Source organism: Dermabacter sp. p3-SID358 (genome assembly GCF_025147465.1).
Taxonomy (GTDB): Bacteria; Actinomycetota; Actinomycetes; order Actinomycetales; family Dermabacteraceae; genus Dermabacter.
Map to the genome: position 1 here is coordinate 208,793 of NZ_JALXOZ010000001.1, position 14,806 is coordinate 223,598.

11 protein-coding genes are annotated in these 14,806 nt (G+C 61.2%); 2 read left to right on the forward strand and 9 right to left on the reverse strand.

Annotated features, from left to right (window positions below):
* Window positions 1-9: 9 nt before the first annotated feature.
* Entirely contained in the window at window positions 10-1,926 is a 1,917-nt protein-coding gene (gene uvrC, locus M3B90_RS01010; protein WP_259888188.1) for an excinuclease ABC subunit UvrC, read from the reverse strand.
* Window positions 1,926-4,760 carry an excinuclease ABC subunit UvrA gene (gene uvrA, locus M3B90_RS01015; protein WP_259888189.1) on the reverse strand — a complete coding sequence of 945 codons (2,835 nt, stop codon included), beginning with the start codon at window positions 4,758-4,760 and terminating at the stop codon, window positions 1,926-1,928. The genes uvrC and uvrA overlap by 1 nt, the downstream gene beginning before the upstream one ends.
* A gap of 50 nt (window positions 4,761-4,810) precedes the next feature.
* On the opposite strand from uvrA, the gene M3B90_RS01020 reads away from it, so the two are divergent.
* Window positions 4,811-5,503 (forward strand): MBL fold metallo-hydrolase, encoded by a 693-nt coding sequence (locus tag M3B90_RS01020; RefSeq protein ID WP_259888190.1) that lies wholly within the window; start codon window positions 4,811-4,813, stop codon window positions 5,501-5,503.
* Between the two features lie 9 nt (window positions 5,504-5,512).
* Here M3B90_RS01020 and M3B90_RS01025 read toward each other — a convergent pair whose 3' ends face one another.
* The 3 genes from M3B90_RS01025 to coaE form a co-directional block, all read right to left on the reverse strand.
* A complete protein-coding gene (locus M3B90_RS01025; RefSeq protein ID WP_259888191.1) occupies window positions 5,513-5,986 on the reverse strand; it encodes a YbhB/YbcL family Raf kinase inhibitor-like protein in 474 nt (157 codons plus the stop codon).
* A 95-nt stretch (window positions 5,987-6,081) separates the two neighbouring features.
* Window positions 6,082-8,181, reverse strand: coding sequence for an excinuclease ABC subunit UvrB (gene uvrB, locus M3B90_RS01030; RefSeq protein ID WP_259888192.1), 2,100 nt, complete (start codon window positions 8,179-8,181; stop codon window positions 6,082-6,084).
* Window positions 8,182-8,204: 23 nt separating this feature from the next.
* Window positions 8,205-8,879 (reverse strand): dephospho-CoA kinase, encoded by a 675-nt coding sequence (coaE, locus tag M3B90_RS01035; protein WP_259888193.1) that lies wholly within the window; start codon window positions 8,877-8,879, stop codon window positions 8,205-8,207.
* A gap of 78 nt (window positions 8,880-8,957) precedes the next feature.
* Between coaE and M3B90_RS01040 the strand changes: the two genes are divergently transcribed.
* Window positions 8,958-9,764, forward strand: a complete 807-nt coding sequence (locus tag M3B90_RS01040; protein WP_259888194.1) for a trimeric intracellular cation channel family protein — start codon at window positions 8,958-8,960, stop codon at window positions 9,762-9,764.
* A gap of 33 nt (window positions 9,765-9,797) precedes the next feature.
* Here M3B90_RS01040 and aroB read toward each other — a convergent pair whose 3' ends face one another.
* The 4 genes from aroB to rpsA form a co-directional block, all read right to left on the reverse strand.
* Entirely contained in the window at window positions 9,798-10,895 is a 1,098-nt protein-coding gene (gene aroB / locus M3B90_RS01045; RefSeq protein ID WP_259888195.1) for a 3-dehydroquinate synthase, read from the reverse strand.
* Window positions 10,896-10,923: 28 nt separating this feature from the next.
* Window positions 10,924-11,490, reverse strand: coding sequence for a shikimate kinase (locus M3B90_RS01050; protein WP_259888196.1), 567 nt, complete (start codon window positions 11,488-11,490; stop codon window positions 10,924-10,926).
* Window positions 11,490-12,722, reverse strand: coding sequence for a chorismate synthase (gene aroC / locus M3B90_RS01055; protein WP_259888197.1), 1,233 nt, complete (start codon window positions 12,720-12,722; stop codon window positions 11,490-11,492). The genes M3B90_RS01050 and aroC overlap by 1 nt, the downstream gene beginning before the upstream one ends.
* A 128-nt stretch (window positions 12,723-12,850) precedes the next feature.
* Complete coding sequence (rpsA, locus tag M3B90_RS01060; RefSeq protein ID WP_259888198.1) at window positions 12,851-14,314, reverse strand: 30S ribosomal protein S1; 1,464 nt, start codon at window positions 14,312-14,314, stop codon at window positions 12,851-12,853.
* Between the last annotated feature and the right edge of the window lie 492 nt (window positions 14,315-14,806).

Below are 14,806 nucleotides of genomic sequence, written 5' to 3' on the forward strand. Positions count from 1 at the left end.
TTATCAATGTCACTCAAGAATCTCTCCCGTCGTCATGTTCACCGCGGGGGCCCGCTCTTCGGATTGTAGTGCGGCGTGGATGGTTGCCGCGAGTGAGGGACCAATACCGGGAACACTCTGAAGATCTTCGAGTCGAGCCGCACGGATGGCGTCCACGGTCGTGAACCGGTCGAGGAGCGCACGTCGGCGGCCCGGCCCGAGTCCGGGAATCTCGTCAAGCACGCTCTCCTGCATCGAACGCCCCCGCTTGGAACGGTGAAACGTGATCGCGAAGCGGTGGGCTTCATCGCGCAAACGCTGAATCAAAAAGAGCGCCTCCGACGTGCGCGGAAGAATCAACGGGTAATCATCATCGGGGAGCCATACCTCTTCGAGGCGCTTCGCGATACCGATGAGCGCGATATCGGTAATGCCCAGTTCGTCCATGACTCGTTTGGCAGCATTGACCTGGGGAAGACCGCCATCGACGATGATGAGGTTTGGCGGATAGGCAAAGCGCGTGGAAGAAGGGTCGACGACCTCACCGCTCTCGCGTGCTTCCTTTTGCTCGAGATGGTGGCGAAGGCGTCGACGCATGACATCCTCCATGCTCGCGGTATCGTCTCTCGCGGCCTCCCCCGAAATCGAGAATCGCCGGTATTCGCTCTTGCGCGGAAGACCATCTTCGAACACGACCATTGAACCAACGACGTTGGTGCCTTGCGAGTGGGAGATGTCGAAGCATTCGATGCGAAGCGGAGCATTGTCCATGCCGAGTGCTTCGCCGAGGTCTTCGAGCGCCTTCGAACGAGACGTGAGATCCCCCGTGCGACGGAGCTTCCCAAGCCGCATAGCCTCCTTCGCATTCGCGCTCACGGTCTCGAGAAGTGCTTTCTTCTCACCGCGCGCGGGTACGCGGATGTCAATACTTTGACGGCCGAGGAGCGCAAGGATTTCCTCGGGGCGCGAAGGCATGTGCGTGACGAGAATTTCGTGGGGCGGTTTCGTGTCGGTGCCCTCATACAGCTGAGTGAGCGCGCGTTCCATGAGCTCACCTGGACCCGAATCATCGAGCAGTTCAGCAACCCAACCACGTTGGCCGCGAATTCGCCCCCCGCGCACGTGGAAAACCTGGACGCTCGCCTCGAGCTCATCGAGTTCGAGGGCGACGAGGTCGGCATCTGTCGCGTCAGAAAGCACAACGGAGTTTTTCTCCATAACTTTCTCGAGCGCTGCGAGATCGTCGCGGTACCGAGCTGCGGCCTCGTAATCCATCTCTGCCGCCGCGGCCTTCATTTTGGCTTGTCGATCCCTGACGAATGCGCCCGTGTTGCCGTCCATGAAGGCAACGAAGTTTTCGGCGAGTTCGCGGTGCTCCTCAATGCTGACATTACCCACGCACGGCGCAGCGCATTTCCCGATGAAGCCGAGAAGACACGGGCGTCCCGAGCGCTCCGCACGGTTATAGACGCCTTGCGTGCACGTCCTTACGGGGAAAACCCGCAAAAGAAGATCGAGGGTCTCACGAATCGCCCACACGTGAGCGTACGGCCCAAACGAGCGATCAGTTTTATGGCGCTCCTTGCGCGTGATCATCGCGCGGGGAACCTCGTTGCCCATCGTGACGACAAGGAAAGGATAGGACTTGTCGTCGCGAAATTTGACGTTGAAGCGTGGGTCAAACTCTTTGATCCACGTGTATTCGAGCGTGAGCGCCTCGACATCGCTCGTCACGACAGTCCACTGCACCTGGCTCGCTGTCGTCACCATTTTTTGAGTGCGGGGGTGCAGGTGAGCGATGTCCTGGAAATAGTTGCTGAGGCGTTGGCGAAGGTTTTTCGCCTTTCCCACGTAAATGACCCTCGAGTCAGGATCGAGGAATCGATAGACGCCGGGATCCGTCGGAATAGACCCCGGCGACGGACGGTACATTGCCGGGTCAGCCATTACAAAAGCTCCCGCAGGAACTGCCCGGTGAACGATTCTTCGACCTTCGCGACTTGCTCGGGGGTGCCCGTAGCAATGACGCGGCCGCCGCCGCTGCCTCCCTCGGGTCCGAGGTCGATCAGGTAGTCGGCACTCTTGATGACGTCGAGGTTGTGCTCGATGACGACGACCGAATTGCCCTTGTCAACGAGCCCCTGGAGCACGGCGAGAAGTTTCTTGATGTCGTCAAAATGCAGGCCGGTCGTTGGCTCATCGAGAACGTAGATCGTGCGGCCCTTCGAACGCTTGTGAAGCTCGGCGGCAAGCTTGACGCGCTGCGCCTCGCCACCCGAAAGCGTCGTTGCAGACTGCCCGAGGCGCACATAGCCGAGCCCCACTTCGACAAGGGTCGCGAGCTGGCGGTGGATGGCAGGCACCGACTCAAAGAATTCCACGGCCTCAGCAATGGGCATGTCGAGCACCTCGGCGACGTTCTTGCCCTTGAAGTGCACCTGGAGAGTCTCCGAGTTGTAGCGCGCCCCGTGGCACACCTCGCACTTGACATAGACGTCCGGGAGGAAGTTCATTTCGATCTTGATAGTGCCATCGCCCGCACAGTTTTCGCAGCGGCCGCCCTTCACGTTAAAGGAGAAGCGGCCTGCTTTATAGCCGCGGACCTTCGCCTCGGCGGTTTGCGCAAAAAGCGTGCGGATGCGATCCCACACTCCCGTATAGGTCGCCGGGTTGGAGCGAGGGGTTCGACCAATCGGTGATTGATCAACGTGCACGACCTTGTCGAGGTTTTCGAGGCCCTCGACGCGCGTGTGCCGACCGGGGACTACGCGAGCGCGGTTGAGATTCTTCGCGAGAACGCGGTACAAAATGTCGTTGACGAGTGTCGACTTGCCCGATCCAGAGACGCCAGTCACGGCGGTGAGAAGCCCGAGTGGGACGGTGACGTTCACGCTCTGAAGGTTGTTTTCGCGCGCGTTGACGATCTTCAGAACGCGATCGCGATCGATCTTGCGTCGCTCCTTCGGAACCTCGATCGCTCTCTCACCGCTCAAATACTGACCGGTGATTGAGCGCGGCTCCTCGAGAAGCCCTTCGTAGGGACCCGAATACACGACCTCGCCGCCATACTCGCCTGCTTTCGGCCCGATGTCGACGATCCAGTCAGCCGTGCGAAGCGTGTCCTCATCGTGCTCGACAACGATGAGCGTATTGCCGAGATCGCGGAGTCGCACGAGGGTGTGGATGAGGCGTTGATTGTCACGCTGGTGGAGACCGATCGAAGGCTCATCGAGCACGTACAACACGCCCACGAGGCCCGAACCAATTTGGGTGGCGAGACGGATGCGCTGTGCCTCACCGCCCGAGAGGGTACCCGCGGCGCGCGAAAGGTTCAGGTAGTTGAGGCCCACGTCCACGAGGAAGCCGAGACGAGCGTGGATCTCGCGAAGGATCTCGTCGGCAATCGTGAGATCGCGATCGGAAAACTCCACACCTTCGAGAAACGCCTTTGCTTCGCCGATCGGGAGGTCGGAGAACTCTGCAATTGACTTTCCGCCAACGGTGATCGCGAGAACCTCAGGCCTCAGCCTGCGGCCATCGCACACGGGGCAGGGCGCGTTGCGCATGAACTGCTCGTAGCGCTCGCGGGCCCAATCAGATTCGGTGTCCTCGTGCCTGCGCTTAAGGTAGTACATGACGCCCTCGAAGCCGGTCGAATAGCGACGCTCCCGGCCGAAACGATTGCGATAGCGTACGTGGACCTTGAAGTTATGGCCGTTCAGCAGAGCGTCTTTTGCTTTTTCGGGCAAGTCCTTCCATGGCGTGTCCATCGAGAAACCTAGCTCGCTCGCGAGTGCGCTCATCACTTGCTGGTGGTGATCGGCGCTCCCGAGAGTCCACGGGGCGATCGCCCCTTCGGCGAGCGTCGCCGACTCATCGGGCACCACAAGGTCGGGGTCAATCTCGAGTCTTGTGCCGATTCCCGCGCATTCGGGACACGCCCCGTAGGGGGCGTTGAACGAGAACGACCGGGGCTCGATCTCTTCGAGTTCGAGCGGATGCTCGTTTGGGCACGCACGCTTTTCCGAGAAGCGTCGCGTGCGCCCCGGCGTACCTTCTGCCTCATCAACAAAATCGGCGACGACAACGCCACCGGAAAGTCGCGTCGCGGTCTCAACCGAATCGGTCAAACGCGTGCGCGAGCCGTCTTTGACCGCGAGGCGGTCAACTATGACCTCGATCGTATGCTTCTTCGTTTTCGCAAGGGAAATTTCGCCCGAAAGGCGCATCACCTCGCCATCAATGCGCGCACGCGAGAAGCCCTGCGCTTGAAGCGAGCTCAAGAGATCGGAGTGTTCCCCCTTGCGCCCCTTCACCACGGGGGCAAGGAGCTGGAAGCGCGTGCCCTCGGGATAGGTGAGTAGAGCATCCACCATTTGCTCGGCACTCTGCGAAGAGATTTCAGCCCCGCAGGTCGGGCAGTGTTGGATTCCCGTACGCGCATAGAGGAGACGAAGATAGTCGTGGATCTCCGTAATGGTGCCCACGGTTGAGCGAGGATTGCGGTTGGTCGACTTCTGATCGATCGAGACAGCCGGCGAAAGGCCCTCGATGAATTCGACCTTCGGCTTGTCCATTTGCCCGAGGAATTGCCGCGCATAACTCGAAAGCGACTCCACGTATCGGCGCTGGCCCTCCGCGAAGATGGTGTCGAAGGCTAGCGAAGACTTCCCCGAACCCGAAAGGCCGGAAAACACCACGAGGGCATTGCGGGGGATTTCGATGTCGACATTCTTGAGGTTATGTTCGCGCGCACCGCGCACAATCAATGCTTCACTCACCCTGACGATTCTAGGAGCCTGTTCTGAAAAGCGAAGGTCGCCGCCTTAGCATGGTGAGCATGAGCACCCTAAAAAGGCAGTACACGGGAAATGTCTCGACCGGCGGAGCGAGCGACGTGCGAACACTCGGCTCCCTCGTGATTCGCAAGGCTTCCGTCGGCCCGCTCGACAACAATGCCTACCTGCTCACGTGCAGGGTCTCGGGCGCCCAGCTGCTCATCGACGCTGCTGCCGATGCGCCGCGCCTCATGCGCCTTATCCGCGAGGGCTCCCCCACCTCGCGACTCGATTCGATACTTACCACGCATTCGCATCACGATCACGTGGGTGCACTCGGCCAAGTGCGCGCGGCCACACAGGCAAAGACTTTCGCAGGAGCAGAGGACGCCCCGGAGATCCCGACTCCGACAGATACGGCGCTTTCCCACGGTGACACCATCAGAGTCGGCGTGAACTATCTCGAGATCGTGGGGTTACGCGGCCACACCCCGGGATCGATCGCCGTGATTTATTGGGGGCAGGCAGACGGTACCCACGTGTTCACCGGGGACTCACTTTTCCCCGGAGGAGTCGGCGCCACGCAGGGCGATTCGGATCGCTTCACGTCGCTTATCGACGACGTCGAACATCGACTCTTCGATGTGCTGCCTGACGAAACTTGGGTGTACCCGGGTCACGGCGAGGACACGACGATCGGGGCCGAACGCCCGCACCTTGACGAGTGGCGCGAGCGCGGCTGGTGAAACCGGCTCTCAGCCCTGAGCCGTCGTGAGCTGGAAACGTCCGGTGATACTTGCGGAGTCCAGCTGATTCGCAAAAATCGCGAAACGAACTTGGGCTTGCGTCGCACCCTCGGGTACCTCGAGCCTCTCGCACGAAAGTGCGTGCACGGTGTGGATGTAGCGGTGGACGCGTCCCTCGGGAGGGCACGGTCCTCCGTAGCCTTCGTATCCGTAGTCGTTGGTCCATTCGCACGCTCCAATCGGAAGCGCGTCTCCTTCCGCGATGCTCGTGGCGTTCGCGGGGATGTCGAATGCGATCCAGTGCCAAAAGCCCGAACCTGTTGGCGCATCCGGATCAAATACGGTAAGCGCGAGCGAACGGGTCCCTTCCGGTACTTGCGACCACGCGAGACCGGGATGAATGTTCTCGCCGTGTGCGGCATTCTCGGCGAAGCGAACGGGAATGGCCTCGCCCTCGGCGAAGGCATCGGTGCGAATAAGCATGGCGGTGTCTCCTTGCATGCGATCGAAAACGGTCGGCCGAGCGGCGCTGCACGGAGTGATCCGGCAATGCTACCCGGTTGTGCTGCTATTTCGACCTAGGCACCGGTGAACTGCCGCAGTTCCTTCTTGAGCTCCGTCACTTCGTCTCGAATGCGGGCCGCAACCTCAAACTGAAGGTTTTCGGCAGCCGCGTGCATGTTTGCGGTCAGTTCCTCGATCATCTCACGCAAGGCCTTCTCGGGGTTATCTCCCAGGTCAAGCGCGCGATTGCCAGTGGTTCCACCTCGCTTGGGCGAGCTAGAACCCTTCATGCGGTCTTTGCCCTTGCGGTAATCGGTGGCGAGGAGAGATTCGGTATCGATGTCTTCGCGCGCGAGCATGTCTGTGACATCCGCAATCTTCTTACGCAATGGCTGTGGATCGATGCCGTTTTCCTTGTTGTACGCGAGCTGGATCTCACGGCGGCGGTTCGTTTCATCGATCGCATCGCGCATCGAATCAGTGATGGTATCGGCGTACATGTGCACTTGGCCCGAAACGTTTCGTGCGGCTCGGCCGATCGTCTGGATGAGCGACGTGCGTGAGCGAAGGAAGCCCTCTTTATCGGCATCGAGGATCGCCACGAGAGATACCTCGGGAAGGTCGAGACCCTCACGCAAAAGGTTGATTCCCACGAGCACGTCGAATTCACCCTGGCGCAGCTCGCGTAGAAGCTCGACGCGCCGAAGCGTATCCACGTCAGAGTGCAGGTACTGCACGCGCACACCATTTTCGAGGAGGAAGTCGGTAAGGTCCTCCGCCATTCGCTTCGTGAGCGTTGTGACAAGGACGCGTTCGTTTTTCTCCACGCGCTTCTCAATCTCGGCGCGGAGGTCGTCGATTTGCCCGCGCACTGGCTTGACGATCACCTCGGGATCCACGAGACCAGTGGGGCGAATAATCTGCTCAACGTAGCCATTTGCGCGCTCAAGTTCGTACTCGGCTGGTGTGGCGGACAGATACACGGTCTGCCCCGTACGCTCAATGAACTCATCGAAACGCAGCGGCCGGTTATCGAGGGCCGAGGGCAAGCGGAAACCAAAGTCCACGAGCGTGCGCTTGCGGGAGCGGTCGCCTTCGAACATCGCACCGATCTGCGGCACTGTCACGTGCGACTCGTCGATAATCAGGACGAAGTCTTCGGGAAAGTAATCGAGAAGTGTATTTGGGGGTGTTCCGGGACCGCGGCCGTCGAAATGCCGCGAATAGTTCTCGACCCCGTTCGTCGTTCCGGTTTGTCGGAGCATCTCGATGTCGTGGGTTGTGCGCATGCGAAGCCGCTGTGCCTCAAGAAGCTTGTTTTCCCCTTCGAGTTCTTCGAGGCGTTCGGCGAGTTCCGTTTCGATGTCTTTGATTGCGCGGTGAAGTCGCTCTGGGCCCGCGACGTAGTGCGACGCGGGGAAGATGTGTATCTGCTCTTCTTCGCGAATGACCTCTCCCGTGACCGGGTGCAGCGTGTAAAGCGTGTCGATCTCGTCGCCGAAGAACTCTATGCGGATCGCGAGCTCTTCGTACATCGGGATGATCTCGACGGTGTCGCCGCGAACGCGGAATGTGCCCCGTACAAACGCAATATCGTTGCGGTCGTACTGCATGTCGATGAACTGGCGAAGTAGATCATCGCGCTCGATTTGCTGGCCCACGTGGAGGCGGACCATGCGATCCACGTACTCTTGCGGCGTACCGAGACCATAGATACAGCTCACCGAGCTCACGACGACAACGTCGCGGCGAGTCAAAAGTGAATTCGTCGCGCTGTGACGAAGGCGCTCCACTTCGGCGTTGATCGAGGAATCTTTCTCGATGTACGTATCTGATTGCGGGACGTAAGCCTCAGGTTGGTAATAGTCGTAATAGCTCACGAAGTATTCGACCGCGTTGTGCGGGAGAAGTTCACGAAACTCGCTCGCGAGCTGCGCCGCTAGGGTCTTGTTGTGTGCCATCACGAGCGTGGGGCGCTGAAGTTTCTCGATCAGCCACGCCGCGGTCGCGCTCTTGCCCGTGCCCGTCGCACCGAGAAGAACCACATCCTGTTCGCCTGCGTTGATGCGGGCGGCAAGTTCCTCAATGGCCTTTGGCTGGTCGCCCGCGGGCTTGTATTCCGAGACGACTTCGAATGGCTTGACCGCGCGGGTGAGTTCAGTGACGGGACGCATACGTTTAGCCTATCGCTCGGGACTTATTCAATGGCGTCGAGACGACTCTCGATAAGGCCACATGCCTCGGCAAGGGCGGCGTCGGCACGTTCCTCAAGCTGATCGGTAGCTCCCGCATTGTCGATGAATATATCGCCCCGTTCGCGGCGCTCTTCATCGCTCACCTGCGCCCTGATCACGCCTTCGACGTAGTCGCGGGACTTGCCGCGCTCTCGGACCACACGCCCTATCCGTTCCTCCTCGGGTGTCAACACAACAACGATCGCGTCGTAGTGGTCGTCATGCCCAAGTTCGAGAAGAAGTGGCGAGTCGTGGACCACGAGGAGGGGAATGCCCTCAGGTGCGCTCCGCGCCAGGTGAGCTTCGAGCCGCGCAACCTCAGCCCACATGTGCCGGTGCACGATGCTCTCGAGTGTGGCGCGTGCTGCAGGGTCGTTGAACACGAGCGTTGCGAGCGCACCGCGGTCAGCGGTCCCCGTCGTCGAATCACGGTACTGCTCACCGAAACGCGCCATCGCCTCGTCGAGCCCTTCCCCAGGCTGATCAAGAACGGCCCTCGAAAGGGCATCCAAGTCAAGAACGTGGTGCCCTTTTCGCGCCCACATCTTTCCGACGGTGGACTTGCCAGAACCGATTCCTCCAGTAAGCCCGATCCGGCGCAGCCCGCGAGGGGCATCGGGAACGCGAACGTGCGTCATGTGAATTCACTCCTACTACTGAGAGAGTTCAGCAACAACGGGCTTCTGGCGCTCGGCCCGCTCCCCTAGATTAGTGGAGTGAACACCACGCCCGATCACTTCCTCCTCACAAATCAACTGCTCATCGCCATCGACCTCATCGGCGTGTTTGTCATGGGGATCGTCGGGGGCGCTCTCGCTCGCCGGCTCCACTTCGACGCCGTCGGCTACGCAGTTCTTGGCGTGATCTCGGGGTTGGGCGGTGGCATCATCCGCGATCTCATCCTCAACTACGGCATCCCCGCTGCCTTCGCGAATCCTCTGTACCTCACCGTGGGCCTGGCGGGATCGGCCATCGCCTATATCGCCTCGTCAGAGGGGCCCATGTGGCGCCACACCACGACGGTTCTCGACTGCATCGCACTCGGCCTCTGGGCGGCGATCGGCACCGCAAAATCTATGCTCGTGGGGCTTTCACCGCTGCCCGCGGTCATGCTCGGCGTCACGTCCGCGATCGGTGGTGGCGTGATCCGAGATATTTCCGTTGGGCGTATCCCCATCGTGTTTGGTGGCGGCCCGCTCTATGCGACGGCTGCCCTCGTCACATCGATCCTTACGTGGCTCGTCTATCTCTTTGATCTTCCCGCCTGGACCGTTCTGATCGCCGCGTCGTGCGGAACCTTGCTCGCCATTTTCGCGCAGTGGAAGCAGTGGAGTCTTCCCACCAAGGCCCCCGATCTCACCGTCACGATGAGTCCGAGCCAGCTTCGTGCTTTTGCTCGGCGTATCCGCAAGGCCGAGCGCCGCCGTGTCGCCATCGAGACGGGGGCGATTCCCGTTGTGAACATCGATAACGACGACCTCGCTCGAGACATTCTCGAACATCCGCCCGAGGTGGAGCCGTAGATGCCTGCGCCCGACAAGCGCCTTCTTTCGCTCCTATGCGGCTATCGCGCGGTAGCTCTCCTCGAGTAGCTGCTCTTCGGGCCCTTCGAGGCGAATGGGTGTGCCCACAGCCTCGAGAATGACGAAACGTAGCATCTCCCCACGCGCCTTCTTATCGCGGGCCATGGCTTCTCGAAGGGCACCAAACTGACCCTCGCGATAGCACGTGGGGAGCGAAAGAGACTCAAGGATAGAGCGATGGCGCTCGAGAAGGCCAAGGCTCAGGTGACCGGTACGGTGGGAGAGCTCGGCCGCAAACACCATTCCGACGGCGACCGCGTCACCATGGCGCCACGTGTACTGCTCGTGGCGTTCGATCGCGTGGCCGAGGGTGTGGCCGTAATTGAGAATTTCGCGGCGACCCTTTTCAGTGAGGTCATCGCTCACCACATCGGCTTTGATTCGGATCGCGCGAGTCATGATCTCTTCGAACTCTGGTGTACGCGTATTCCGAACGCGGCGGGGCTCGTGCTCGATGATCTCGAGAATACGCTCGTCAGCGATGAACCCCGCTTTCACAACTTCCGCAAGCCCCGCGGAGACATCGTGCGCCGGAAGAGCGTCGAGTGCATCGAGGTCGGCAAACACCGCGAGAGGCTCATGGAAAGCGCCAACGAGGTTCTTCCCCTCGGCGGTGTTGATGCCGGTCTTACCCCCTACAGCGGCATCGACCATGCCCGCAACGGTCGTCGGCACGTGAATCACGTCGATTCCTCGCAGCCACGTCGCGGCTGCGAATCCCGCGAGATCAGTCGCTGCTCCTCCACCGACCCCGATAATGAGGTCGCTTCGAGTGAAGTCATTCGTTCCCAAAACGCGCCAGAGCTCCGCGAGAGTGTCGATTCCCTTGGCCTGTTCCGCGTCAGGGATGGCGACCCTGAAGGCCTTGCGGCCGTCGGACTCAAGCGCCATGGTGAGTTCACGTGCCAGTTGCTCCACCGGTTCCTGATAAACAACCAGAACACGCAGCACATGCGCCGGAACCGCGGAAACAATAGCACCCGCGAGACTCCTCCCCACCGTGACCTCGTAAGCCTTGACTCCGGCGCCTACGGTGATCCGCGTCGTGGATACGAATTTGTGGGTAGTCACGATTCTTCCCTTCGCTTTTGTGGGCCGATTAGCGCCTGCAGAGCTCGCGAACGAGGGTGCTTGCGAGTTCCTCGGGCGAAATGTCATTGGTATCGAGGGCCCACGTCGAGACCTCGGCAAAAAACGGTTCACGTTCACGGCTGACCTTGATCCATCTTGCTAGCGGATCCTCCCCCGCGAGGACGGGGCGGCCCTTGCCGTTGCCGATTCGCTTCTTCGCGAGCGCCGGGTCAAGCACGAGTCGCACCACCGGTGCACGATTAAGCCGCGCGCGCGTCGCGGGCGTAGTCACCGCACCTCCGCCGAGGGCAAGCACGCCATCGTGCTCAGCAAGAAGGCGCGCGATAACGCGCTCTTCCAAGACACGGAAATGTTCCTCTCCCCTCTCGGCAAATATCTCGGGGATGGCTTGCCCGGCTTCGCGTTCAATCTCGGCATCGGAATCAAGGAAAGGGACGTCGAGCGCGGTCGCAACGAGGCGGCCGACCGTGCTCTTGCCCGCCCCCATGGGGCCAACGAGCACGAGCCTTGGACCTTGCTCGTGGAACTCGACCGCGCGCAGCCGCGTCAGCCGCGTACCCTGGTCCGGAGACATCAGGAGGCACCCGCGCCGTATGCCGCGGCGTGCTCGCGAATTTCTTCCACGCGCGGGGCAATCTCGCCAACGCTATCGCCGCCGACCTTCTCGAGAAGTGCCTCCGCGAGTGTGATGGCGACCATGGCTTCGGCAATCACCGCAGCGGGAGCGACGGCGCACACGTCGGAACGTTGGTGATTTGCCGTTGCCTCGTCGCCGGTAGACATATCGATCGTTCGCAGAGCCCGTGGCACCGTCGATATGGGCTTGAGTGCGCCGCGCACGGCGATGAGCTCGCCGTTCGAGATTCCGCCCTCGGTGCCGCCTGCGCGGTTCGACGCGCGGTGGGTGCCCGCCGGTCCGCGCCCGCCGAGCAGAATTTCGTCGTGGGCGAGACTCCCTCGCCGTGCCGCGTTGCTGAATCCCTCACCGATTTCGACGCCCTTCATCGCCTGAATACTCATGACAGCCTGAGCGAGGCGACCGTCGAGCTTGCGATTCCACTGCGTGTGAGAGCCGAGGCCCACGGGAACGTTGTACGCGAGTACTTCAATGATGCCGCCGAGCGTATCGCCGTCCTTCTTCGCGGCATCGACCTCGGCAACCATCGCCTCCGAGGTTTCGGCGTGGAAGCAGCGCAAAGGATCATCGTCAAGGGCGGAGCCGTCGGCAGGCGTCGGCAATTCAGCCCCCTCCGGGACTCGGGCAGAGCCCACTTGGAGAGTGTGCGACACGAGCCCGATGCCTGCGGCTTGCTCGAGAAACGCCTCGCACAGCGCACCTACTACGACCCTTGCGGCCGTTTCGCGGGCGCTCGCGCGCTCAAGGACGTTTCGCGCATCGGCGTGCCCATACTTTGCCATGCCAGCAAGGTCCGCGTGGCCGGGCCTCGGTCTCGTCAGAGGCTTGTTCCTTGCGATCTCCCGTTCGTCGCCTGTTCCAGCATCGATGAGAAGATCCTCGCGCGCAACGGGATCGGCACTCATGACCTTCTCCCATTTCGGCCACTCGGTGTTCTTGATCTCTACCGCAATCGGCGAGCCGAGCGTAACCCCGTGGCGCACACCCGAAAGGATGCGAATCTCGTCCTGTTCGAATTTCTGACGGGCGCCGCGGCCGTAGCCGAGTCGGCGCCGCGCAAGAGCAGCCCGCAGCGTGTCGTGCGTGATCTCGACTCCAGCGGGGAAACCGTCGATCAGTGCCACGAGCGAGGGGCCATGCGACTCCCCCGCGGTCATCCAATTCAGCACAGGTGCCCTTTCGCGTATGAGACGTGGCCCGGGCGCGTGCCCGTTGCCGATGTCATTCAGGTTAAAGGCGAAAGCGCCCCTCGCAAAACGAGGAGCGCTTTCGTGAGATCGCTAAGCGATCATGACTTTCAGTTGTTGCCCGTGAGCTTCTCGCGAAGTGCCGCAAGAGCCTCGTCGGAAGCGAGAGTGCCTTCGTCGCTCGAGGAGGACTGGAACGAGGTCGGCGCAGCTTCAGCGGCAGCCGGAGCGGCAGCCTGAGCCTCGGCGTCGGCCTTCGCAGCTTCGGCAACCTGAGCCTTGTGCTGAGTCCAGCGCTCGTAAGCACGTGCGTAGTCGGCCTCCCAGGCCTCGCGCTGTTCCTCGTAGCCCTCGAGCCACTCGTTGGTCTCGGGATCGAAGCCCTCGGGGTACTTGTACTCGCCGTTCTCGTCGTACTCAGCGGCCATGCCGTAGAGCGCGGGGTCGAACGTCGAGTCGTCGCCCTCGGGGTCGACGCCTTCGTTCGCCTGCTTGAGCGAGAGTGAGATGCGGCGGCGCTCAAGGTCGATGTCGATGACCTTAACGAAGACCTCCTGGTCAACGCTCACGACTTGCTCGGGCAGATCGACGTGGCGCTGTGCAAGCTCGGAGATGTGCACGAGGCCCTCGATGCCGTCCTCGACGCGGACGAACGCGCCGAACGGAACGAGCTTCGTCACCTTGCCCGGCACAACCTGGCCGATGGCGTGAGTGCGAGCGAAGAGCTGCCACGGATCTTCCTGAGTGGCCTTGAGCGAGAGCGACACGCGCTCGCGATCCATCTCAACCGAGAGAACCTCGACCTTGACGGGCTGGCCAACCTCGACAACCTCGCTCGGGTGGTCGATGTGCTTCCAGGAGAGTTCGGAGACGTGAACGAGGCCGTCAACGCCGCCGAGGTCCACGAACGCACCGAAGTTGACGATCGAGGACACGTGGCCCTCGCGGACCTGCCCCTTCTGGAGCGTCTGGAGGAAGTCAGTGCGAACCGAAGCCTGGGTCTCTTCGAGGTAGGCGCGGCGGGAGAGCACGACGTTGTTGCGGTTCTTGTCGAGCTCAATGATCTTCGCTTCGAGCTCCTGGCCAATGTAAGGCTGAAGGTCGCGCACGCGGCGCATCTCGACGAGCGAAGCGGGAAGGAAGCCACGCAGGCCGATGTCGACGATGAGGCCGCCCTTGACAACCTCGATGACGGTACCGGTGACGACGCCCTCGTTTTCCTTGATGTCCTCGATCGAACCCCACGCACGCTCGTACTGCGCGCGCTTCTTCGAGAGGATCAGGCGGCCTTCCTTGTCCTCCTTCTGGAGAACGAGCGCCTCGACCTCGTCGCCGACCTCGACGACGTCATCGGGGTCGACGTCGTGCTTGATCGAGAGTTCGCGGGAGGGAATGACACCCTCGGTCTTGTAGCCGATGTCAAGAAGAACCTCGTCCCGGTCAACCTTGACGACGGTGCCCTCGACGATGTCGCCATCGTTGAAGTACTTGATGGTCGAATCGATAGCGGCGAGAAGTTCTTCCTCGCTACCGATATCGTTGATGGCGATCTGAGGTGCGTTGTTGGTGGTCATGTAGTAAATGGCTCCGTCGGGACAGGTAGTAGTTGGTACAGAAACATGTGTGGGCACACTGCGCACACCTTCACTAGCCTAGCGGCCCACGCGCAGTAGGGTCAATGAAATCGACTCCGCAAACCCCTCTCACCGACCCGAGGTGACCAATCCAACAACCACTCCCCGAATTGCCTAGGGGTTGTGGGGGTTTCACTCCGCTCTCCCCCGCTCTGGTCTCGCCTCTCCCTCCCCCGTCGCCCCTCCCCTTCTCTTACCGGATTGACGTAACTAAACGTACCTCACCCGTGCGGCCCCCCGCCGCAATCAGAAACAAGGGTGGACAAAACCGACACCACACGCCAAAACCGGGACGCCCAGCCTGTTTCCTCCACCCTCACCCCACAGTGGGCGCGTGCCGCACCGCCCACAAATGATTCAGCGATTCTTCAAGGGCACCGTCAACATTTCCTTCCTCGCCTCGGGATTCACCGGACCAAGCGGCCCTCACCC